A 22,305-nucleotide genomic window follows, 5' to 3' on the forward strand; every position below is an offset into this window, starting at 1 on the left:
TAGGAACACTGGTCACTGGTGGAAATGTTCATGATAGTCGTATGTTAGATTCACTCGTATCAAAGGTGACAAAGAAAGTCGGAAAACCCAATGTAGTCGCAGTAGATGCTGGATATAAAACACCTTATATCGCCAAGTTTTTAATGGATCAAAAGATAAGACCTGTCATGCCTTACACTCGCCCGAAAACAAAAGTTGGTTACTTGAAAAAGAATGAATACGTATATGACGCACATTTTGATTGTTACATTTGCCCCAACGGGCAAATTCTCTCTTATCGTACAACAACTAGAGAGGGATATAAGCAATATGCGTCTGATTCAGAGGTATGTAAATCCTGCTCGTTTTTAGATAACTGTACACAAAGTCAAAATCACATCAAACAGATTCACCGACATATTTGGCAGGACTACCTAGACGAAGCAGACCATCTGAGACTCACTAAAATGAATAAGAACATCTATGCAAAACGGAAAGAAACGATCGAACGCGTTTTTGCGGATGCAAAAGAAAAGCATGGAATGCGATGGACGAAACTTCGAGGACTGAAAAAAGTTTCGATGCAGGCGATGCTTACTTTCGCTGCCATGAATCTTAAGAAATTAGCAAACTGGACATGGAAAGAGCCATGCCCAGCGTAAAGTAACTTATCAATTTTATCAAAATAAGTGAAAACCCCACTTTTACTTGAAATAAAGGTGGGGTTTGTCTACGGTCTGAGCCCCCTTTTTCATAAAGGGGGCTTTTTTTGCCTGATGACGATTTTTCTTGAAGAAAATGCTGAAAAGGCTATTTTACGGGATTCATTAGCATGATATGAACCCCTGAGGAATAGGATGATATAGAGGCTTTCTCATCAGTCTCACCATCTTTCAGTTTGATCTCATACACATGAGGTGGGAAGGGGTTCTTATTGAATGGGAAAAAGAAAAAATCGACTTAAAGCATGGCTGACAAGAACACTTGAAATCCCTCCAGACGTGATGATGGATCTTCCCCGTATTACGATGGTTGGCAGACTCCACATTTACATAGAGAACCATAAAGGGCTTTTGCTTTTCAGTGATCAAGAGGTAAGGCTGATGCTCAAACAGGGACAATGCATTATTTCAGGGAAAGATTTTGTGATTAAAACGATTTTGCCAGAAGAGATTTTATTGGAAGGGAAAATCGATGAGGTCCGTTATATTGATTCTTAACTGACGGAGGGGAGAAGCGTGAAGAATAAATGGTTCGCCTATTTTATTGGCAGAGTGGAAGTGGAGATCAAAGGAAACGGTATTGAGCGGCTCATTAATGAGTGCACGAGGCAGGGGATCACAATGTTTCAAGTGAGCCGCCGTCAAGACAGCGTGCGCTTATTTATTCGCTTATCAGATGTACATGCCTTCAGAAAGGTACGCAGACATCATGACGTGACATGTTCATTTCATCAAAAAAAGGGCTTTCCATTTCTACTCCTATGGTCAAGGAAGAATATCGGATTTACCCTTGGGATTGTGTGCTTTCTAGTGACGATATTGGCGCTTTCAAACATGGTATGGAAAATTGATATTAAAGGAGCCAATCCAGAAACTGAACATCAAATGAGAAAGCATTTAGACGACATTGGGGTGCAAAAAGGACGTTTTCAGTTTCTAATGGGAACACCTGAAAAAATTCAAAAATCCCTTACAACCAATATTCCAAGCATCACATGGGTCGGCGTAGAACTAAACGGCACAACCTTTCAAATGAAGGTTGTGGAAAAAAATGAACCCGAAAAAGAGAAATACACGAGTCCTCAGCATATCGTCGCCAAGAAAAAGGCTGTCATCACGAGAATGTATGTAGAAAAAGGGGAGCCGCTTGCCGCGGTTGATGAACATGTAAAGAAAGGACAGATGCTTGTCTCTGGACTCATTGGCAGCGAAGATCAGCAAAAAACGGTAGGAGCCAAAGCGAAAATCTATGGTGAAACGTGGTATCGTTCTGAAGTTTCTGTCCCTCTTCGAACATCTTTTGACGTCTTTACGGGTAAAATGAAGACAAAGCACAAGCTCTCCGCATTTGGAGGCTCACTGCCATTTTGGGGCTTTTCTTTTAAAAAGGATGATTTTAAGCAGCCAAAAACAGAAACAGAAGTTCATCCGCTTCATTTCTTAAACATGCAGCTCCCATTCTCTTATGAAAAGGAAATTACAAGAGAAAGTGAGAAAATAAATCGAGAATACACAAATAAAGAAGCGGTTCAAGCAGGGATTAAAATGGGTAAAAAAGAATTAGAAGAGAAGCTAGGTCAAACAGGAGAGGTGAAAAGTGAAAAAGTTTTGCACGAGACAACAGGGAATGGTAAAGTTAAGTTAATCATCCTTTACCAAGTAATAGAAGATATTGTTCAACCAACACCTATTGTTCAGGGAGACTAGAGAATGACAGAACATTTACTTGAGATTCAACAAAAATTGGATAGCCCAAACGAAGCGATTGCTTTATTTGGCAATCAAGATGCTTATCTGAAACTAATGGAAAACGAGCTGAACGTCTCCATTATTACGCGTGGAGAAAAAGTGTATGTTTCTGGTGAGGAAGCATCAAGAGATACAGTAAGCCGTTTGATCACATCTCTTTTACATCTCATCCGTAAAGGAATTGTGATATCTGAACGGGATGTCGTCTATGCCATTAAAATGGCGCAAAAAAACAAGCTGAATTATTTTGAAAATATGTATGAAGATGAAATTACGAAAAATGCCAAAGGAAAATCGATCAGGGTGAAAACAATCGGCCAGCGGGAATATGCTGCGGCGATGAAAAAAGATGACCTGGTCTTTGGAATTGGACCCGCTGGTACAGGGAAGACGTATTTGGCAGTTGTCAATGCGGTACATTCACTGAAAAATGGACATGTGAAACGGATTATCCTGACAAGACCAGCTGTTGAAGCAGGAGAGAGCCTTGGCTTTTTACCAGGTGATCTAAAGGAAAAAGTAGATCCTTATTTAAGACCACTATATGATGCCCTGCATGATGTGCTTGGCAGTGATCATACGGAACGTTTAATCGAGCGCGGCGTGATTGAAATAGCGCCTCTTGCCTATATGAGAGGCCGGACGCTTGATGATGCATTTGTGATTTTAGATGAAGCGCAGAATACAACACCTGCCCAAATGAAAATGTTTTTGACGAGACTTGGGTTTGGCTCTAAAATGGTCATTACAGGAGATATTACACAGATTGATCTGCCAAAGGGCATGCAGTCAGGTCTTGCGGCTGCAAAGGACATGCTTGCAGAGATCAAGGGCATCTCATTTATTGAATTAGACCAGACAGATGTGGTCAGACACCCGCTTGTGGCGAAGATCATTGGCGCATACGAAAAGCAAAAATGAACTGAGTGACCCGATCGTCTTCATCGGGTCATTTTGTTTCGATCGTGGTTTAAAGTAAAAAAGGAGGTACTTTCCTTGAGAAAGAATCAAAAAGGCAGTAAGCGCAAAAGAATGCTGTCTAAAAAAGAACCTCAGAAAATGGAGCGCTCACGTTATTTAAATGTTTTGCTGTACGCTGGTTTAGCAGCCATTTTATTCGTGGTGCTCTTCTTCCATGTAAAGCCTGAATCGCTCGACTTAGATTTATTTTCAGTGAGCGAACAGACCATCTATTCTCCGTCAACCGTTGATGATCAAGAAGCGACAGAAGAAAAGAAACAAGAAGCAACAGATCAAGTAGAAGATCAATATACGCTCAAAAAAGCGTATTCTGATAATCGCGTAGACCTCATCTCATCCCTCTTTGAAGCCATTAAAGAAGAGAAGAAAGCAGCTGATGATAAAGAGAACGCGCCATCAGATCAAGAAATGGTCAAGCGTGTCAAAGAAAAGCTCACAACAGATATGCAGGAGGCTGTTTCGGATCAATCCATCAAAGCACTACTCCAGGCAAGTGATGAAAATCTCTCATTTACTAAGGATTCCATCATCACAGTGGTGAATTCACTGATGAGTAAAGAAATCACAGCAGCGAAATTACAAGATGAGAAAAAACAAGTCAAAACAGAGCTTAAAAACAATTCGATTCCATCAAAATACTTAAATGCGGCGAAAGAAATCGGTGAATTTGCGATCATTCCAAACTATGTATTTGACCCAGTGGCAACAGAGAAGAAAAGACAGGAAGCGGCTGACAATATTCAGCCTGTGCAAATTAAGCAAGGACAAATCTTAGTTGAAGAAGGAGAGCTCATTGACCGGGAAGTTTATCGCAAATTAGAACTCACGGGTCTGTTAAACAGCTCAAATTTATTTAAGCCTGTAAGTGGTCTTCTCATATTAATTGGACTTTTCTTAGCAGCGATTGTTCATTCCCTTGAATCGAGGAAAAAATCGCTTGTCCATAAGAATAAGTCGTTACTGCTTTACTCGCTTATTTTCACGATTATATTAATTATCATGGAAGTGTTCAGCCTCTTCCAGGAAACGAAGTATACGACGATAGGCTATGTCGTGCCAGTGGCACTTGGCACGATGCTGATCAAATTGCTCATTAATGAGCGGTTAGCGATCTTCTCCGGACTTGTATTTGCTCTTTGCGGCAGTATGATGTTTAATCAAGGAGTAACCGGCGTCTTTAACTATGTGATCTGCGCTTATTATCTGATGAGCGGGATGGCGGGTATTTTATTTTTAAGAAAACATAATGCAAGATCTAAAATATTGCAGGCTGGGCTTTTGGTGGCTTTGGTGAATGTACTTGTGGTTTTATCCATTACACTCATCCAAAACTCTTCACCATCAGGGCTTGAAATCGGTGTGAACCTCATGATGGCGATTGTGTCAGGGTTTGCATCATCTATCTTGGTCATTGGGTTAATGCCTGTTTTTGAGAGCATGTTTGGTATTCTTTCCACAATGAAACTGATTGAATTATCCAATCCAAATCATCCGCTACTCAAAAAGATTTTAACCGAGACACCAGGTACATATCATCATAGTGTCATGGTGGCGAATTTAGCGGATGCTGCATGTGAAGCAGTCGGCGCAAATGGTCTTTTAGCAAGAGTCGGTGCTTATTATCATGACATTGGGAAAACGAAAAGACCGCAGTACTTTATCGAAAACCAAATGAACATTGATAATCCGCATGACAAGCTTTCTCCTCAGCTGAGTAAAAATATTATTATTGCCCATACGACAGATGGCGCTGATATGCTGAGAGAAAAGAAGTTTCCTGAAGAACTTGTCGATATTGCCGAACAGCATCACGGGAAGTCTCTTTTAAAGTTCTTTTACTATAAGGCGAAAGAGCGTGATGATCAGGTGACAGAAGAAGAATTCCGTTACCCTGGTCCAAAGCCGCAGTCAAAAGAAGCAGCGATTATTTCTGTGGCTGACAGCGTTGAAGCGGCGGTTCGTTCGATGCATAATCCAAATCCAGAGCGGATTGAAAAGCTTGTCAAAGGCATTATTTCAGATAAAATGCAGGACGGGCAATTTAGTGAGTGTGACCTCACATTTAAAGAATTAAATATTATCAGCCAAACGATTTGTACAACATTAAAGGGGATTTTCCATTCTCGGATTGAATATCCAGATGCCCCGAAGCAGAAGGTGAAGTAAATGACATTGTTAATCGATTTAATAGATGAAACAGGACAAGTATCAAAAGAGCAGCTTGAAGAAGTGGAAAAGCTTCTTCAGTTTGCTGCAGATGAACTTGAGGTCAAGGATCAAGCGGAAGTATCAGTGACGATCGTTTCGAATGAAGAGATTCATCAAATCAATAAAGAATACCGCGGAAAAGACGCACCAACAGATGTGATCTCCTTTGCACTTGAGGAAGAAGGAGAAGGGGAGATTGAAATCATTGGAGCGGATGATATCCCGCCTGTACTTGGTGACATTATCATTAGTGTGGATCGAACGAAAGAGCAGGCAGAGGAATATGGACATTCCTTTATGAGAGAGCTTGGATTCTTAACGATTCATGGCTTCCTCCATTTGCTTGGGTATGATCATATGACAGAGGAAGAGGAAAAAGAAATGTTCGCCAAACAGACAAAAATCTTGGATGATTATGGTCTTTCGAGATCATCGTAAGAAAAGAAGGCCGCTCGCCCGTTTTTTTCGGAGTTTTTACTATGCATTTAGAGGAATATGGCGAACTTTCTTGAATGAACGGAATTTTCGATTTCACACAGTCGCAGCCATCATCGTGGTGATCTGCGGCTTTTGGTTCCGCATAGACCCATTTGAATGGCTGATCATTCTTCTTCTTTGCGGGGGAATGTTTGCGCTTGAGCTTGTCAATACAGCCATTGAACATACAGTGGATCTGATGACAGAAGAAAGGCACCCGCTTGCAGAGAGAGCGAAGGACGCTGCGGCAGGCGCTGTTTGCGTTTACGCCGCGATTTCGGTTATGATTGGGTTGATCATCTTCTTACCGAAGATCATGCAATAGAACAATATTACTATTTATTAACATTTTTAGAAATGGGCGTGAAAATGTCACGTGAATTATGTAAAATATAAATGTGACAGTGGTACCATTTCTTCTGAAAGTGGGAACTAGGAATGAACAAACAAGAGTTGATTTCAGAAGCAATCAAAGCAAGAGATTTTGCATATGTACCCTATTCTAAATTCAAAGTCGGTGCAGCATTACTGTCGAATGATGGAAAAGTGTATGGCGGCTGCAACATTGAAAATGCAGCATATGGTATGTGTAATTGTGCGGAAAGAACAGCACTTTTTAAAGCCTATTCAGAAGGCATTACATCTTTTCAAATGTTAGCAGTGGTGGCTGATACAGACCGTCCTGTTTCGCCGTGCGGCGCATGCAGACAGGTCATTTCAGAGCTATGTGCACCTGATATGCCAGTGATTCTAACGAACTTAAAAGGACATATATACGAAACAACAGTAAATGAACTATTGCCAGGCGCATTTTCACCGGAGGATTTAAATGACTAACGAAAGTTTCAAATCAGGATTTGTATCAATTATTGGAAGACCAAATGTAGGGAAATCAACCTTTCTTAATCGTGTCATTGGACAAAAGATCGCCATCATGAGCGATAAGCCCCAAACGACGCGAAACAAAGTGCAAGGTGTTCTGACAACAAACACATCACAAACGATCTTTATCGATACACCGGGGATTCATAAACCTAAGCATAAGCTTGGTGATTTTATGATGAGGGTGGCTCAAAATACACTGAAGGAAGTCGACCTGATCTTGTTTATGATCAACGCACAGGAAGGCTATGGCAAAGGTGATGAATTCATCATTGAACGACTAAAGCAAACATCTACACCGGTGTTCCTAGTCGTTAATAAAATTGACCAAATTCATCCAGATGAACTGTTCCTTTTAATTGATGAATACCGCACACGTTACCCATTCAAGGAAATTGTGCCCATTTCAGCTCTTGAAGGAAACAATATCGACACGCTTCTTCAGCAGATTGAAGGTTATCTTCCAGAGGGCCCTCAATTTTATCCGGCAGATCAGGTAACAGATCATCCAGAACGGTTTATTATTTCTGAATTAATTCGTGAAAAAGTGCTGCATTTAACGAGAGAAGAGATTCCGCACAGTATTGCGGTTGCGATTGAATCGATTAAGCCAGATGAAAACGGCAAGATCCATGTCGCGGCGACCATTGTCGTAGAACGTGATTCGCAAAAAGGGATCGTCATTGGTAAACGAGGCAGCTTGTTAAAAGAAGTGGGACAAAAAGCGCGCAGAGATATTGAAGCACTTCTAGGCTCAAAAGTGTATTTAGAGCTTTGGGTCAAAGTTCAGAAGGACTGGCGTAATAAATCCACTCACCTGCGTGACTTCGGATTTAGAGAAGACGAATATTAAAAATCGCTGCATTTGTCAGCAAATCTGACAATGGTGCGGTTCGATTAGTAAAAATTGTTTATCATGAAATGGAGGTAGCCTGGTCAAGATAAAATTAATATGTTGGATGTAGCGTTGCTGCTTCTAATAAAGAAAGGTGGGGTTTTTATGTTGAATTTTACATGGAACGTATTTTCACAAACAGGAAGCGTTGACACGTATCTGCTTTTCAAAGAGTTAGAAAAGGAGAACCTGGAAAGACCCGATGTACTTGAAGAAGAAATAGCACGATTTGATTTTCCAATCTTATAATTCTTGACCCTCTCCAGCGCTCGGAGTGTAGACAAATGCTCATTAAAAGTGAAGGAATCGTCCTTAGAACAACAGATTATGGCGAAACAAACAAAATTGTCACGCTGCTCACTAGAGAACATGGAAAAATTGGCGTGATGGCAAGAGGCGCTAAAAAATCAAACAGCCGCCTGTCAGCTATAAGCCAGCCGTTTTTATACGGCACCTTTCTCATCCAATCATCAACAGGACTTGGAACGCTCCAGCAAGGCGAAATGATTGAAAGTATGCGGGCCATTCGGGAAGACTTATTTCTGACCGCATATGCCGCATATATGACGGAATTGATGGATAAAGGGACAGAAGAAAAAAAGCCAAACCCTTATTTGTTTGAGCTTCTGCTTCAATCTCTGCGTCATCTCAACGAAGGTACAGATGCTGATATTATTTTATTTATCGTAGAGGTCAAAATGTTATCAGTGATGGGGATGAAGCCTGAACTTGATCAATGTGTCCACTGTGGTCAAAAAGAAGGGCAGTTCCATTTCTCAATAAAAGATAACGGCTTCATTTGCCAAAATTGTTTTTCGAAAGATCCATATAAACTGCCCTTATCCCCCGCAGCTGCAAGGCTGCTCCGTTTGTTTCATTATTTTGATTTATCAAGGCTTGGTCAGGTTGATGTGAAGCCGCAGACGAAACAAGAAATTCGTCAAGTGCTTGATCACTACTATGACGAATATTCCGGCCTCTATTTAAAATCAAAAAAATTCATGAATCAGATGGAATCCATGAAAAAGCTAATGGGCGGGGAAAACAAAAGTTGACATCTCCCATGACTTTTTGTAAGATCATCTAAGATAAAATATGTTGCATTGACAGAAAGAAGTACTTACGTAAAATCCATAAAAGCGACCTTAGGGCGGTGTGAGCTAAGGATGGAGGCGTAACGAAAGGCATTCTTGAGCAACGTAAAACAAAGCGGCTGGGTGCTACGACACCAGCAAATAGGGTGGAACCGCGGGAAAAACTCTCGTCCCTATGTTTGCAAGAACCTTGCGAGCATAGAGACGGGAGTTTTTGTGTTCTCTTACAAGGTTCTAATCCCACCCGCCATACATAGCGGTTGGTGTAGAAAAGATGGAGGTGCGATCATTGAATATTCAAGACATGATTTTGACGCTGCAAAAGCATTGGTCAAATGAAGGCTGCGTATTAATGCAGGCGTATGACACAGAAAAAGGTGCCGGAACGATGAGTCCATACACGTTCCTCAGAAGCATCGGCCCAGAGCCGTGGAAGGTAGCATATGTAGAGCCTTCAAGACGCCCGGCTGATGGCAGATATGGAGAAAACCCAAATAGATTGTATCAGCATCATCAATTTCAAGTGATCATTAAGCCATCACCTGACAATATTCAAGAGCTATATCTTGAATCATTGAAGGCACTTGGCATTGACCCGCTGAAACATGATATTCGTTTTGTGGAAGACAACTGGGAAAATCCATCTCTTGGCTGTGCAGGACTTGGCTGGGAAGTATGGCTTGATGGCATGGAAATTACGCAGTTCACGTATTTCCAACAGGTCGGCGGCTTAGAATGTAAGCCCGTTTCTGTTGAAATCACATACGGTATTGAACGTCTTGCTTCTTACATCCAGGACAAAGAAAATGTCTTCGATCTTGAATGGACAGACGGATTTACGGTCAGAGATTTATTCTTAATGGCTGAATACGAGCACTCTGTTTATACATTTGAAACATCTAATACTGACATGCTGTTCGAGCTATTTACAACCTATGAGAAAGAAGCACATAGCCAAATGGACAAAGGGCTTGTTCACCCGGCATACGATTATGTCCTCAAATGCTCTCATACGTTTAACCTGCTCGATGCAAAGGGTGCTATTTCTGTGACTGAGCGAACTGGCTATATCGGAAGAGTGCGTCAGTTAGCAAGAAAAGTAGCCAAAACCTATTATGAAGAACGCGAAAAACTGGGATTCCCTATGCTAAAAGAGGAGGCGGCTTCTCATGAATAAACAAGATGTATTACTTGAAATCGGCTTAGAAGAGATGCCGGCTCGTTTCATGCCAGAGAGCACAAAGCAGCTAGGTGAAAAAGTAAAAGCATGGTTTGAAACGCAAAATATTTCATTTGAAGAGACTGCTTTATTTAACTCACCTAGACGTCTTGCTGTACTTGTGAAAGGTGTCGCAGAAAAACAAGAAGACATCAAAGAAGAAGCAAAAGGGCCGGCTAAAAAAATTGCCCAAGATGCTGAAGGCAATTGGACAAAAGCAGCTGAAGGCTTTGCGAGAGGACAAGGTGCTTCAACAGATGATCTCTATTTCAAAGAGATCAAAGGAGTGGATTATGTCCATATCCAAAAATTTCAAGAAGGAAAGCAAGTCAAAGACCTTCTGCCAGCGTTAGGTGAAATCGCTGCTTCATTAAGCTTTCCAAAGAACATGAGATGGGGAAGCGAGGATTTACGCTATATCCGTCCGATTAAATGGATTGTTTGTTTATTTGGAGAAGAGATTGTACCTGTTGAAATTGCTGGGGTGAAAAGCGGCCGTGAGACTAGAGGACACCGTTTCCTTGGAACGACAGCCAGCATTGACACACCTGCTTCCTATGAACAAACATTGCGCGATCAATTTGTGATTGCAGACTCAGATAAAAGAAAACAATTCATTACTGAACAGCTAGATGCACTATCTACAGAAAAAGGCTGGGTCATTCCTGTTGATCCTGAACTTTTAGAAGAAGTGAACGACCTTGTAGAATATCCAACTGTGCTGTCTGGTTCCTTTGAAGAAGAGTTTCTTGCATTGCCGGAAGAAGTATTGGTGACGACAATGAAAGAGCATCAGCGCTACTTCCCTGTGAAAAATGAGCAAGGGGAATTATTGCCGCACTTTATTACAGTCAGAAATGGAAACAGTGAGGCGCTGGAAAATGTCGCAAGAGGGAATGAAAAAGTACTTCGTGCGCGTTTATCAGATGCTGCATTCTTCTATAAAGAAGACGAAAAACTAGTGATTGAAGACAATATTAAAAAGCTTGATAAAGTGGTATTCCATGAGAAACTTGGAACAATCGGCGACAAGCTGAAGAGAGTGACTGACATTGCAACTCGTCTAGCGGCGCATGTCGGAGCAGATGACGAAACCACTAAACGTGTGGCGAGAGCAGCAAGTATTTCCAAGTTTGATCTTGTGACTCAAATGGTCTATGAATTCCCAGAATTACAAGGAATCATGGGTGAGAAATATGCAAGAGCTCTTGGTGAACATGAAGAAGTGGCAAGAAGCATCAACGAGCACTATATGCCGCGCTTTGCTGGTGACGAGGCGCCATCCACTTTGATTGGTGCGATTGTGGCAGTAGCAGATAAGCTCGATTCTATTTGTTCATTCTTCTCAATTGATGTAATCCCAACGGGTTCTCAAGACCCTTATGGACTTAGAAGACAAGCGAGCGGTATCGTTCAAATCCTGCTCGACCGTCATTGGAATATTTCATTTAAAGAGCTGTTAGCACTTGCTCAAGTAAAGGCAGAACATGAAGCTGCTCTGATTGAATTTTTAACGCATCGTTTAAAATATGTTCTTCAAGCAGAGCATATTCGCCATGATGTTGTTGATGCAGTGCTGGATGTTGAAAATATTGAGCCATATGCAGTCGTCAAAAAAGCAGCTGTTCTTGAAGAGAGTGTGAAACAAGAAAGCTTCAAAGAAACGGCTGAAGCATTGGGACGCGTCATTTCAATCAGTAAAAAAGGGGAAGACGCAGAGATTCAGCCTGAACTGTTTGAAAATGAACATGAGCAAAAGCTGTTTGAGGCGTATCAGCAAGTAGAGAAAGCTGTAAAGGAACATGTAGCAGCAGGACAATACAGCCTGGCACTTGAGGCGCTAGATACGTTAAAAACACCGATTGTTCATTATTTCGATCATACAATGGTTCATGCGGATGATGAAAAAATGAAGCGAAATCGTTTGGCACAAATGGTCAAACTAGCCAAAGTCATTCAATCATTTGCGAATATGAACAATTTAATTGTAAAATAAATACCTAAGAACGGTTGCCTTTTCCGAAGGGCAATCGTTTTTTACTCATTTAATTCACGGTTTTTGAGTGGATTTTTGTTTCATTCGGACAAAGATGCGCTATAATATGATGAGTTATGAAAATGATATACATAAAATAAAGATTTCGCTCTCTCTATTTAAAGGTGGTGAGTACAATCGAGTTAAATAAACGGCAAGAGCAGATTTTACAGATTGTCAAAGAGAATGGTCCGATCACTGGAGAGCATATCGCCGATCGGCTGAACTTAACAAGGGCGACCCTCAGACCAGATTTAGCCATTTTAACAATGTCAGGCTTCTTAGAAGCAAGACCAAGGGTCGGCTACTTTTTCACAGGAAAAACAGGCACGCAGCTTCTCGCAGATAAGCTGAAAAAACTTCAAGTGAAAGACTTTCAATCCATTCCAGTGGTGATACATGAGAATGTTTCGGTTTATGATGCGATTTGTACGATGTTTTTAGAGGATGTGGGCACATTATTCGTTGTGGACGATCACTCTATTTTAACAGGCGTGTTATCAAGAAAAGACCTCCTTCGCGCAAGTATAGGGAAACAGGAGCTTCCATCTATCCCTGTCCATATTATTATGACAAGAATGCCGAACATCACCGTTTGCCGCAAGGAAGATTTCATTATGGATGTGGCGAAGCACTTGATTGAAAAGCAAATAGATGCACTTCCTGTGATAAAAGATACGGATAAAGGCTTTGAAGTGGTCGGAAGAATTACGAAAACAAACATGACGAAAATACTTGTCAGCTTATCGGAGAACGAAATAATCTAATGACAGAAGACTGCGAGGGGATGTTATGAGTAATCGCGTAATTTTTGTGGTATCAGATTCAGTTGGAGAAACGGCAGAGCTCGTGGTCAAAGCGGCACTTAGCCAATTTGATGGCGGCTCATCAGACCATTCAAATATTAGAAGAATCCCGTATGTAGAGGATGTTGGTACGATTAAAGAAGTCATTTCACTGGCGAAAGCAGATAATGGGATCGTCTGCTTTACTCTTGTAGTGCCAGAAATGCGCCAATTCTTAATCGAGGAAGCAGAAGCAAATGGTGTCGTTTATTATGACATCATCGGTCCACTCATTGATAAAATGGAGACGGCATATGGAAATGAAGCGAAACATGAGCCGGGTCGTGTACGTCAATTAGATGAGGACTATTTTAAAAAGGTAGAAGCGATCGAGTTCGCTGTGAAATACGATGACGGCAGAGACCCTAGAGGTATTCTAAAGGCTGATATTGTACTCATTGGTGTATCACGCACGTCTAAGACACCATTATCTCAATATTTGGCACATAAACGGCTGAAGGTAGCGAACGTTCCAATTGTACCTGAAGTTGATCCGCCAGAAGAGTTATTTTCAGTTGATCCGAAGAAATGTATCGGTTTGAAAATTAGTCCAGACAAACTAAATCATATTCGCAAAGAGCGTTTAAAATCTCTTGGTTTAAATGATCGCGCTATTTATGCGAACATTGAGCGGATTAAAGAGGAACTAGAGTATTTTGAAAAAGTGGTTGACCGCATTAACTGTCAAGTCGTTGATGTATCGAATAAAGCAGTTGAGGAAACGGCAAATGTCATTCATCAAATGCTGACCAAAAGAGGTTCCGAATAAACTCAGGATGCTCCTCCTGGGTTTTTCCTATGGTGGGAAACGGGTAAACAAAAACAATGGCATATTTGCTGCATTTGTATTATAATAAAAAATTGTGATAAAATGATTGATTTTAGGTTTAAGTTAAGTCAAGAACGAATAAACTAATATTGGCAGAAGTCAAGTGATTCTGAACATAACTTTTCGACAAAATGAGTTTTACTGTTGATTGCTTTATAGGGGAAAAGTATGGTCTTTTTGCTTCTCTAAAGCAGGAATAAGGTGGAGGGATGGAGAATTAGTCACCTGAATGAACGTAAAAAAGAGAGGACGATTTATGTCGATGCAGATGCTTGTCCTGTAAAAGACGAAATCCTTTCTGTCGCATCTCAATTTCAAGTACCAGTGACGTTCATTGCTTCATATGAGCATTTTCAAACCAAAAGATCTCCACTTGAAGATTGGCGGTTTGTAGATACACATAAGGAAGCAGCGGATTTAGTCATTGCAAACTCAGCTGCTGCACAAGATATTGTCGTCACCCAAGATATTGGTCTTGCCTCCTTACTGCTTCCGAGACAGGTCATTGTTCTGTCTGAGAGAGGACGAATGTACACAAACGAAACAATTGATTTTGATTTGGAACGCAGGCATGTTTCCAGCAAACAGCGAAGAAAAGGTGTATACGGAAAAGGTCCCAAAAAGCTTTTAGAAGAGGATAAGAAGCGATTTATGGCGCAACTACAAAAAATCCTGTCGAATCATGAAGGATTTTTAAATTAAAAGGCGAATAATGTACGACGGAGTGTTATTAGGATGAGCAAACGTATACCAGATGAACTTTTGGAGCAGATCCAAAAAAACGCAGACATTGTCGAAGTGATTGGAGAATACGTACAGCTTAGAAAGCAAGGTCGAAATTACTTCGGTCTTTGTCCATTCCATGGTGAAAATACTCCTTCATTCTCTGTTTCAGCAGATAAGCAAATCTTCCATTGTTTTGGCTGTGGTGCAGGAGGCAATGTGTTTTCTTTCCTCAGACAAATGGAGGGCTACTCATTTATTGAAGCCGTTTCACATGTGGCTGATAAGTACCATATTGATCTGCCTGAGCAGGTGGCGAATGCTCAGATGAGTTCCTCTCAGCAAGAGGACACTGCAGATCATAAAATGATTGAGGCCCATGAGCTTCTTAAGAAATTTTACCACCATTTGCTGGTAAATACAAAGGAAGGTCAAAACGCACTCGATTATTTACGGTCCAGAGGCTTTACGGATGAAACCATTGCCAAGTTTGAGATCGGGTATGCTCTTGATTCTTGGGATTTCGTGACCAAGTTTTTAGAAAAACGAGGATTTGATCCTGTGATGATGGAGAAGGCTGGTCTTTTGATTCAACGTGAAAACGGCACAGGCTTTTTTGACCGCTTTAGAGATCGTGTCATGTTTCCCATTCATGATCATCATGGAACGGTCATCGCTTTTTCCGGAAGATCGCTTGGTGATCAGCAGCCTAAATATATGAATAGTCCTGAAACGCCGCTTTTTCATAAAAGTAAGCTGCTTTATCACTTTCATGACGCACGTATGCATATTCGCAAACGCGAACGGGCGGTTCTTTTTGAAGGATTTGCAGACGTCATCTCAGCTGTTACATCAGGTGTCGGTGAAAGTGTTGCAACAATGGGTACGTCTCTTACAGAAGAGCACGTAAAGCTTCTCAGGCGGAACGTAGAAGAGGTCATCCTTTGCTATGACTCTGATACGGCCGGGTACGAAGCGACCATGAAAGCATCAGATTTGCTTGGAAAAAGAGGATGTAAAGTTCGCGTTGCCATGATACCAGATGGACTTGATCCAGATGATTACATTCGTAAATATGGCGGCGAGAAATTTAGGAATGACATCATAGATGCAAGTGTGACATTAATGACGTTTAAGATGAATTTTTTCCGAAGAGGAAAAAACTTATCAGACGAAGGAGACCGTCTTACTTACATGAAGCAGGTTCTCCGAGAAATCAGCCGGTTAAACGGCTCTTTGGAGCAAGAGATTTACATGAAACAGCTTGCTGGGGAGTTTTCGATCTCACTTGATTCATTAAAAGAACAACTGGAGCTGTTTGAAAAACAGCAGCGGCAAGAAACCAAAAGCACGCAGGAAGAAAACGGGCTTGAAAAACGGCGTGCACATCTGTCAACACAAGTGAGAAGAAAGCGTCTGCGGCCGGCATATGAAAATGCAGAGCGAATGCTGCTTGCTCATATGTTAAAAAGCGATGACGTGATCCGCAAAGTACTTGACAGAATCGGGATTGAATTTAATATAGAGTCGCACAGGGCGCTGGCAACGTACATTTATGCCTTGTATGAAGAAGGCAAAGAACCAACGCCGCAGCACCTGATGAACCGGATAGAAGATGATGTCATGAATCAGCTGTTGACGGATATATTGATGATTCAAGTCGGAGACGAACTAAGTGAAGCTGAATTAAGTGATTATGTAAAAAAAGTGTTGAATCATCGGAATTTGTCAATGATAAAGGAAAAAGAACTAGAACGTGCAGAAGCGGAGAGGCAAAAAGATTTCTTCAAAGCGGCAACACTTGCAAAAGAAATTATTCAGTTGAACCGTTCGCTGAAGTAATACGTCTATTATTAATGACAGGACTTACGGCTGGCAATGAATCCTTTACGGGAGGAGCATAAGACCGCAAGCATCTTGCCTTCATCATTATTTATTTTATTTCCTATTTGCTTCGTCATCTGTTTGATAGAGAGAGAAAAGCAGGGCGGAAGTAAATCGCAAGTTACTTTAGAATTCGTTGCAAGCTTTGGAAGGAGGGATCCATAATGGCTGATAAACAAGCCCACGAAACCGAAACTGAATTAACCTTTGAACAGGTGAGAGATAAGCTCACTGAAACGGGTAAAAAACGGGGCGTTTTAACATACGAAGAAATTGCAGAGCGTATGTCTAGCTTTGAAATTGAATCAGACCAAATGGATGAATACTATGAATACTTAGGCGAACAGGGTGTAGAGCTCATTAGTGAAAACGAAGAGACAGAAGACCCAAATGTTCAGCAGCTGGCTAAAGCAGAAGAAGAATTTGACCTGAATGATTTAAGCGTACCACCAGGTGTCAAAATCAATGATCCTGTTCGTATGTACTTAAAAGAAATCGGACGCGTCAATTTGTTATCTGCTAAAGAAGAAATTACGTATGCTCAAAAGATCGAAGAGGGCGATGAGGAATCAAAAAGAAGATTAGCGGAAGCGAACCTTCGTCTCGTTGTCAGCATTGCGAAACGCTATGTCGGTCGTGGTATGCTGTTCCTTGACTTGATTCAAGAAGGAAACATGGGTCTGATGAAGGCGGTTGAGAAGTTTGATTACCGCAAAGGATATAAATTCTCAACATATGCGACTTGGTGGATTAGACAGGCGATCACACGTGCGATTGCCGATCAGGCGAGAACAATCCGGATCCCGGTTCATATGGTGGAAACGATTAATAAATTGATCCGTGTTCAAAGACAGCTTCTGCAAGACCTAGGCAGAGAACCAACGCCTGAGGAAATTGCTGAAGACATGGATTTAACTCCAGAAAAGGTAAGAGAGATTCTTAAAATTGCGCAAGAGCCTGTATCTTTAGAAACACCTATTGGTGAAGAAGATGACTCGCATCTTGGTGATTTTATCGAAGACCAAGAGGCGACATCTCCATCTGACCACGCTGCGTACGAACTCTTAAAAGAGCAGCTTGAAGATGTATTAGACACGCTGACGGACCGTGAAGAAAATGTGCTAAGACTACGTTTCGGACTAGACGACGGAAGAACTCGCACGTTAGAAGAGGTTGGTAAGGTGTTCGGCGTAACAAGAGAGCGTATCAGACAAATTGAAGCGAAAGCTCTTCGTAAATTGAGACACCCAAGCAGAAGTAAACGATTAAAAGACTTCTTAGAGTAGAAACCGGACGGATCTTGAAAGAGATCCGTTCTTTCTTATCAAAAATGAAAACGCTTTTTTCAATCTGATTATATTTTACTGAATAACAAATGAATTTGCAACGTTCTTAGAGAAAAGATGTATAAAAAATACATCTAAATGTGCTGAAGGCTTCATTTCTCATCTTGAATCATTTTTGTCTAATCTGTGAACTTGACCAAAGTTTTGTATCATAATTCGTTTACTTTTTGTAAAATTAAAGTAGAATTAGAATTGTTTGCATAGTCTCAAAGGGGTTTTCACAAAGGGGAGGATGAAAGAAATGAAACGGAATCCACTTATACCATTTTTATTGATTGCCATTTTAGGTATTGGACTCACTTTTTTCTTATCAATGAAGGGGCTGAAAGATGAAGAAAAAATTGCCTCAGGGGGTAAAGAGCAAAAGCAAGAAGAGACAGCAAATGCAACGCCGGAAGAATTGTATAAGCAGAACTGCATAAGCTGTCACGGGGAAAACTATGAAGGCGGTGCAGGTCCTGCATTAAAAGGTGTTGGAGACAAGCTTGAAGTAGCTGACATCAAGAAGAAAATTCAAGAAGGCGGCAACGGGATGCCAGGCGGGCTGATTCCAAATGAAAAGCTCGATGAAATGGCGGAATGGGTGTCTAAAATTAAATAATTTTATACAAAAAGCTCTTTTTCAAAAGAAGAGCTTTTTTCATTTGAAAACGACTTTTAAAAAGTCCATAATTTATATAAGATAGACAAGTATGAACATTAAAGAAAAGTAGTGATACGTATGAATGAAATGAATTTATCCAAAAGATTAAAAAAAGTCGCAGACTTTTTACCAGATGAGGCAGTCTTCGCTGATATCGGCTCAGACCATGCCTATTTGCCATGCTATGCGATTCTGCATCAAAAAGCAGTGAAAGCCATTGCTGGTGAAATTACCGATGGACCGCTTCAATCGGCGCAGCAGCAAGTACATAGACTTGAATTAGATGAACAGATATCGGTCAGAAAAGGAAATGGCCTTGAAGTCATTGAAAAAGGCGAAGTGAATGCAGTGACGATTGCAGGTATGGGCGGGGCACTCATCGCAAGCATACTAAATGAAGGAAGGTATAAGCTCGCAGGCCATGAGCGGCTCATTCTTCAGCCGAATATCCATGCCCACCATATTCGTTTATGGCTTTATCAAGAGAGGTATGAATTGATAGATGAAGTCATTTTAGAAGAGGACGGCAAAATATACGAAATCATCATCGCAGAAAAAGGTGATAAAGATAAAGCTTATGAAGGAATGTCACTTGAAGCAGGCATGCTAGTTGGCCCGTTTCTTGCGAAAGAGCAAAATGACGTTTTCCAGCGCAAGTGGATGCAAGAGCTACAGCATATGGAGAAGATAGAAAGTCAAATTCAGCAGGCGGCGCGGACAGAAGAAAATAAAGAACGCCTTGAAGAGCTGAATGCGAAAATAAAGATGCTAAAGGAGGTTTTGACTGTTGGCTAAAACAGTAAACGGGCATGAAATCATCCAATTGTTTGAACAATTTTCACCAAAGGCATACGCCATGGAAGGGGATAAAATTGGTCTTCAGATTGGGACATTAAATAAAAAAGTAACCAATGTGATGATCACCTTGGATGTATTAGAGAATGTAGTAGATGAGGCGATCGAGCGAAAAGTGGATCTTATTATTGCTCACCATCCGCCGATTTTTCGACCATTAAAACATGTAGTGACGGATCAGCCGGCTGGACGTATCATTGAAAAATGCATCAAACATGATATTGCAGTATATGTGGCACATACGAATTTAGACGTAGCTGATGGCGGAGTCAATGACTTGCTTGCTGAGGCCTTAGAGCTTGAAGAAACAAGAGTGTTAGTGCCGACATACGAAGATCCAATCAAACAGCTTGCTCTGTATGTCCCAGAGGAATTTGAAGAGGCCATCCGGACAGCTTTAGGAAATGCGGGCGCCGGCCATATCGGCAACTACAGCCATTGTGCGTTTTCAAATGAAGGGACAGGCAGCTTTTTGCCATCAGAAGAAGCTGAGCCGTTTATTGGTGAGTCGGGTCAATTAGAATTTGTGAAAGAAGTGCGGATTGAAACCATTTTCCCAGCAAGTATAGAAAAACAAGTGATTCGCGAAATGATTAAAGCACATCCTTATGAAGAAGTCGCCTATAGTGTACACACGACAGATATTCCTCCTATTCAAAAAGGGCTTGGCCGTATTGGAGAGCTAAATGAGCCAATGACACTGAGAGATTTCACGCAATTTGTGAAAACGAAGCTGGATGTGAATGGTGCTCGTTTTGTAGGAGCCCAAGATGCTGTTGTGAAAAAAGTGGCGGTGCTTGGCGGAGACGGAAATAAATATATCCATCAAGCGAAAAGAATGGGTGCCGATGTGTATGTGACAGGAGACCTTTATTTCCATGTTGCGCACGATGCCATGATGCTAGGGCTGAACGTTGTGGACCCAGGACATTATGCTGAAAAGATTATGAAAGAGGGCGTAAAGGCGAAGCTCCAATCGCTATGTGCGGATAAAAAGTATGACGTACAGCTCTTTGTTTCTGAATCAAACACAAACCCATTTCAATTTATGTAAACAAAAAACGTCAGAGCATATCCGCTCTGACGTTTTCTTATTTCTTTGTTTTGACGCGAGGTAAAATTTTAGAAAGAGGAACGGTTCGTTCAATCTTCCAAGTTGTTTCATCATCTGGTTCATAGTTTTCTAAGAAACGAATGACTTCCTTTGTAATAGGTGTTGGTGTTGAAGCACCAGCAGTAACGGCAACGGTTTTGACGCCCTGCAGCCATTCCAGCTTGAGTTCACTTAAGTCGCCAATACGGTAAGCCTGCGTTCCGGCAATCTCCATTGACACTTGTGCGAGACGGTTAGAGTTATTACTTTTTGGATCGCCGACAACAATGGTTAAATCGGCTTGGCCAGCTTGCTGCGATACAGCTTCCTGACGCACCTGTGTCGCAAGGCAAATTTCTTGATGGTACTCGACGTGAGGGTATTTCTCTTTAATCAGCTCCATCAGGTCGTGGACATCCCATTGAGACATCGTCGTTTGGTTCGTGATGAGCAGTTTTTCTGATGTTAAATCGAGTGCCTCAATGTCAGCTTCTGTTTCGACAAGATGTACCTTGTCAGGGGCTACTCCGACAGCTCCTTCTGGCTCGGGATGACCCTTTTTCCCAATATAAATAATGTCATAGCCATCGGCTGTTTTCTCTGAAATGAGTTCGTGAGTTTTCGTTACATCGGGACAGGTCGCATCAATGGCGACAAGGCCTTTTTCTTCTGCGATTTGACGAACCTCAGGAGAAACGCCGTGAGCTGTGAAAATGACTGTTCCACTTTCAACCTGCTTTAAAATGTCTAAGCGGTTTGGTCCGTCCAGTGTGTAAATACCGTCTTCTTCGAAGGCATCAGTGACATGTTTGTTGTGCACAATCATACCTAATATATAAATTGGGCGTGGCAAGTTCTTATCAAGTGCGGCATTTTTAGCAATGACCATTGCATCCACAACGCCATAGCAATAGCCACGCGGCGATATTTTAATTACATTCATTTATTCGTCCTCCTGTAGGGAAGTGCTGCTAGAGAAGAACAATATAAAAAGCCGTAAAAAACGGCTTTTTATCATTCTCTTGCTTCCATTATAGCCAAAGTAAGCGTATATATCAAAGATTGTTATACGCAGTGAACACTTCGCCGTTAAAAGATCACTAGACATATAGTTTTGGGACAGAGCTGCCAGATCTTTTTTTCGGTTTTGCTTCAGGAGCAGGTGATGTGTGAGGTGCTGTTTTTTTGACGAGGATGTCTTCTGGTTCTTTATTTTTTTCTATTTCGTCAGTTTGTGCTTCTTCCTCGTGCACTTCTGTTTCCGCGCTAGTCTCCGTTGATTCTGCATCAGCATCATTTGCACTTTCTTCATCATCATCCGCACTGCCAAGCTGGCTGTACAGTTTAATCATCGCAGGCAAATTTCTCACTAAAGGACCGTATTGCTGAATCATTGGCGTAAATTGCTGCGCCATCCCGAGCACTTTTTGAACATTTCCTAACATGCTTGAGAGGGTCGCAGGATTTGTGAAGCTCTGGATTCCTTGTAATCCCGCACCACCTCCAGAGACTCCAGCTCCTCCTGTGCCAGGAAGAAATTTAGAGAGCATGCCTTTAATTCCTGCTCCGCCGCCTAGTGCACGGCTCTCACCTCCTGGAATTCCGCCCATCCCGGGTAAACCGCCTCCCTGTACAGACGGGGAGCGAGGCATCATTTGCTGAAATGGATTGCCCTGCCCTTGAAAAGGCTGTTGGATAGGAGGCTGCTGCCTTCTTTGAAACATTCCGGGCTGTCCGCCATTTCCAAGGTGCCGGCGTGAGGGACGGCGCGGCTGAAAATCGCCCATAGGCCTTTGCCCTAACATACTTGTACCTCCCTTACTGCATTCTCTTTCTCTTCATAGGT

The 22,305-nt window shown here is 41.6% G+C and carries 23 protein-coding genes and 1 other annotated feature; of the genes, 21 read left to right on the forward strand and 2 right to left on the reverse strand.

Features of this window, described 5'->3' with window-relative positions; genetic code table 11:
* The 21 genes from BAE31_RS16335 to BAE31_RS16435 all read left to right on the forward strand — a co-directional run.
* Positions 1–641, forward strand: a 641-nt coding sequence (locus BAE31_RS16335; protein ID WP_139336400.1) for a transposase, incomplete at its 5' end; no start/stop codon positions are given.
* Between the two features lie 276 nt (positions 642–917).
* A complete protein-coding gene (gene yqfC, locus BAE31_RS16340) occupies positions 918–1,199 on the forward strand; it encodes a sporulation protein YqfC (protein ID WP_012010618.1) in 282 nt (93 codons plus the stop codon).
* Positions 1,200–1,217: 18 nt separating this feature from the next.
* Positions 1,218–2,408: a sporulation protein YqfD gene (yqfD, locus tag BAE31_RS16345; protein ID WP_024427959.1), complete on the forward strand. Its 1,191-nt coding sequence runs from the start codon at positions 1,218–1,220 to the stop codon at positions 2,406–2,408.
* A 3-nt stretch (positions 2,409–2,411) separates the two neighbouring features.
* Positions 2,412–3,371 (forward strand): PhoH family protein, encoded by a 960-nt coding sequence (locus tag BAE31_RS16350; protein ID WP_076840957.1) that lies wholly within the window; start codon positions 2,412–2,414, stop codon positions 3,369–3,371.
* Positions 3,372–3,485: 114 nt separating this feature from the next.
* Entirely contained in the window at positions 3,486–5,597 is a 2,112-nt protein-coding gene (locus tag BAE31_RS16355) for an HD family phosphohydrolase (protein WP_369810472.1), read from the forward strand.
* Positions 5,598–6,077 (forward strand): rRNA maturation RNase YbeY, encoded by a 480-nt coding sequence (gene ybeY, locus BAE31_RS16360; protein WP_041106915.1) that lies wholly within the window; start codon positions 5,598–5,600, stop codon positions 6,075–6,077.
* Positions 6,055–6,441: a diacylglycerol kinase family protein gene (locus BAE31_RS16365; RefSeq protein ID WP_075623736.1), complete on the forward strand. Its 387-nt coding sequence runs from the start codon at positions 6,055–6,057 to the stop codon at positions 6,439–6,441. Before ybeY ends, BAE31_RS16365 begins: the two co-directional genes overlap by 23 nt.
* Before the next feature lie 113 nt (positions 6,442–6,554).
* On the forward strand, positions 6,555–6,953 hold the full coding sequence (locus tag BAE31_RS16370; protein WP_008356263.1) for a cytidine deaminase: 399 nt from the start codon (positions 6,555–6,557) through the stop codon (positions 6,951–6,953).
* Positions 6,946–7,851 carry a GTPase Era gene (era, locus tag BAE31_RS16375; protein ID WP_007501305.1) on the forward strand — a complete coding sequence of 302 codons (906 nt, stop codon included), beginning with the start codon at positions 6,946–6,948 and terminating at the stop codon, positions 7,849–7,851. The genes BAE31_RS16370 and era overlap by 8 nt, the downstream gene beginning before the upstream one ends.
* 147 nt (positions 7,852–7,998) lie before the next feature.
* The gene (locus BAE31_RS16380; RefSeq protein ID WP_003217288.1) at positions 7,999–8,142 is read left to right on the forward strand and encodes a YqzL family protein; all 144 of its coding nucleotides are present in this window, start codon (positions 7,999–8,001) and stop codon (positions 8,140–8,142) included.
* 35 nt (positions 8,143–8,177) lie between these two features.
* Positions 8,178–8,948 carry a DNA repair protein RecO gene (gene recO / locus BAE31_RS16385; RefSeq protein ID WP_076840958.1) on the forward strand — a complete coding sequence of 257 codons (771 nt, stop codon included), beginning with the start codon at positions 8,178–8,180 and terminating at the stop codon, positions 8,946–8,948.
* Positions 8,949–8,987: 39 nt separating this feature from the next.
* Positions 8,988–9,165: a binding site (T-box leader), on the forward strand.
* A gap of 111 nt (positions 9,166–9,276) precedes the next feature.
* The gene (gene glyQ / locus BAE31_RS16390) at positions 9,277–10,164 is read left to right on the forward strand and encodes a glycine--tRNA ligase subunit alpha (protein ID WP_012010611.1); all 888 of its coding nucleotides are present in this window, start codon (positions 9,277–9,279) and stop codon (positions 10,162–10,164) included.
* Entirely contained in the window at positions 10,157–12,202 is a 2,046-nt protein-coding gene (gene glyS / locus BAE31_RS16395; protein WP_076840959.1) for a glycine--tRNA ligase subunit beta, read from the forward strand. Before glyQ ends, glyS begins: the two co-directional genes overlap by 8 nt.
* A gap of 167 nt (positions 12,203–12,369) precedes the next feature.
* Complete coding sequence (gene ccpN, locus BAE31_RS16400) at positions 12,370–13,008, forward strand: transcriptional regulator CcpN (protein WP_024423017.1); 639 nt, start codon at positions 12,370–12,372, stop codon at positions 13,006–13,008.
* A 25-nt stretch (positions 13,009–13,033) separates the two neighbouring features.
* The gene (locus BAE31_RS16405; RefSeq protein ID WP_008342399.1) at positions 13,034–13,855 is read left to right on the forward strand and encodes a pyruvate, water dikinase regulatory protein; all 822 of its coding nucleotides are present in this window, start codon (positions 13,034–13,036) and stop codon (positions 13,853–13,855) included.
* A 261-nt stretch (positions 13,856–14,116) separates the two neighbouring features.
* Complete coding sequence (locus BAE31_RS16410; RefSeq protein ID WP_076840960.1) at positions 14,117–14,617, forward strand: YaiI/YqxD family protein; 501 nt, start codon at positions 14,117–14,119, stop codon at positions 14,615–14,617.
* Between the two features lie 33 nt (positions 14,618–14,650).
* On the forward strand, positions 14,651–16,480 hold the full coding sequence (gene dnaG / locus BAE31_RS16415; protein ID WP_076840961.1) for a DNA primase: 1,830 nt from the start codon (positions 14,651–14,653) through the stop codon (positions 16,478–16,480).
* 206 nt (positions 16,481–16,686) lie between these two features.
* Positions 16,687–17,808 (forward strand): RNA polymerase sigma factor RpoD, encoded by a 1,122-nt coding sequence (gene rpoD, locus BAE31_RS16420; protein WP_008342392.1) that lies wholly within the window; start codon positions 16,687–16,689, stop codon positions 17,806–17,808.
* A gap of 301 nt (positions 17,809–18,109) precedes the next feature.
* The gene (cccA, locus tag BAE31_RS16425; RefSeq protein ID WP_024423014.1) at positions 18,110–18,469 is read left to right on the forward strand and encodes a cytochrome c550; all 360 of its coding nucleotides are present in this window, start codon (positions 18,110–18,112) and stop codon (positions 18,467–18,469) included.
* A 120-nt stretch (positions 18,470–18,589) separates the two neighbouring features.
* Positions 18,590–19,306, forward strand: coding sequence for a tRNA (adenine(22)-N(1))-methyltransferase (locus BAE31_RS16430; protein WP_076840962.1), 717 nt, complete (start codon positions 18,590–18,592; stop codon positions 19,304–19,306).
* Positions 19,299–20,420, forward strand: coding sequence for a Nif3-like dinuclear metal center hexameric protein (locus tag BAE31_RS16435; protein WP_076840963.1), 1,122 nt, complete (start codon positions 19,299–19,301; stop codon positions 20,418–20,420). The genes BAE31_RS16430 and BAE31_RS16435 overlap by 8 nt, the downstream gene beginning before the upstream one ends.
* Before the next feature lie 37 nt (positions 20,421–20,457).
* Here BAE31_RS16435 and BAE31_RS16440 read toward each other — a convergent pair whose 3' ends face one another.
* A complete protein-coding gene (locus BAE31_RS16440; RefSeq protein ID WP_024423011.1) occupies positions 20,458–21,402 on the reverse strand; it encodes a 4-hydroxy-3-methylbut-2-enyl diphosphate reductase in 945 nt (314 codons plus the stop codon).
* A 157-nt stretch (positions 21,403–21,559) separates the two neighbouring features.
* A complete protein-coding gene (gene vrrA / locus BAE31_RS16445; RefSeq protein WP_076840964.1) occupies positions 21,560–22,264 on the reverse strand; it encodes a VrrA/YqfQ family protein in 705 nt (234 codons plus the stop codon).
* Positions 22,265–22,305 lie beyond the last annotated feature (41 nt).

It is taken from the genome of Bacillus sp. I-2, assembly GCF_001974945.1.
Classification (GTDB): domain Bacteria; phylum Bacillota; class Bacilli; order Bacillales; family Bacillaceae; genus Bacillus; species Bacillus safensis.

What these genes read in the sequence shown, in the direction of transcription:
- cccA (WP_024423014.1), top strand. Translation starts at nt 18,110, where the DNA reads ATGAAACGGAATCCACTTATACCATTTTTATTGATTGCCATTTTAGGT.
- BAE31_RS16365 (WP_075623736.1), top strand. Translation starts at nt 6,055, where the DNA reads ATGGTCTTTCGAGATCATCGTAAGAAAAGAAGGCCGCTCGCCCGTTTT.
- BAE31_RS16440 (WP_024423011.1), bottom strand. Translation starts at nt 21,402, where the DNA reads ATGAATGTAATTAAAATATCGCCGCGTGGCTATTGCTATGGCGTTGTG.
- ybeY (WP_041106915.1), top strand. Translation starts at nt 5,598, where the DNA reads ATGACATTGTTAATCGATTTAATAGATGAAACAGGACAAGTATCAAAA.
- rpoD (WP_008342392.1), top strand. Translation starts at nt 16,687, where the DNA reads ATGGCTGATAAACAAGCCCACGAAACCGAAACTGAATTAACCTTTGAA.
- BAE31_RS16430 (WP_076840962.1), top strand. Translation starts at nt 18,590, where the DNA reads ATGAATGAAATGAATTTATCCAAAAGATTAAAAAAAGTCGCAGACTTT.
- BAE31_RS16405 (WP_008342399.1), top strand. Translation starts at nt 13,034, where the DNA reads ATGAGTAATCGCGTAATTTTTGTGGTATCAGATTCAGTTGGAGAAACG.
- recO (WP_076840958.1), top strand. Translation starts at nt 8,178, where the DNA reads ATGCTCATTAAAAGTGAAGGAATCGTCCTTAGAACAACAGATTATGGC.
- vrrA (WP_076840964.1), bottom strand. Translation starts at nt 22,264, where the DNA reads ATGTTAGGGCAAAGGCCTATGGGCGATTTTCAGCCGCGCCGTCCCTCA.
- BAE31_RS16350 (WP_076840957.1), top strand. Translation starts at nt 2,412, where the DNA reads ATGACAGAACATTTACTTGAGATTCAACAAAAATTGGATAGCCCAAAC.
- BAE31_RS16370 (WP_008356263.1), top strand. Translation starts at nt 6,555, where the DNA reads ATGAACAAACAAGAGTTGATTTCAGAAGCAATCAAAGCAAGAGATTTT.
- era (WP_007501305.1), top strand. Translation starts at nt 6,946, where the DNA reads ATGACTAACGAAAGTTTCAAATCAGGATTTGTATCAATTATTGGAAGA.
- BAE31_RS16380 (WP_003217288.1), top strand. Translation starts at nt 7,999, where the DNA reads ATGTTGAATTTTACATGGAACGTATTTTCACAAACAGGAAGCGTTGAC.
- glyS (WP_076840959.1), top strand. Translation starts at nt 10,157, where the DNA reads ATGAATAAACAAGATGTATTACTTGAAATCGGCTTAGAAGAGATGCCG.
- dnaG (WP_076840961.1), top strand. Translation starts at nt 14,651, where the DNA reads ATGAGCAAACGTATACCAGATGAACTTTTGGAGCAGATCCAAAAAAAC.
- yqfC (WP_012010618.1), top strand. Translation starts at nt 918, where the DNA reads ATGGGAAAAAGAAAAAATCGACTTAAAGCATGGCTGACAAGAACACTT.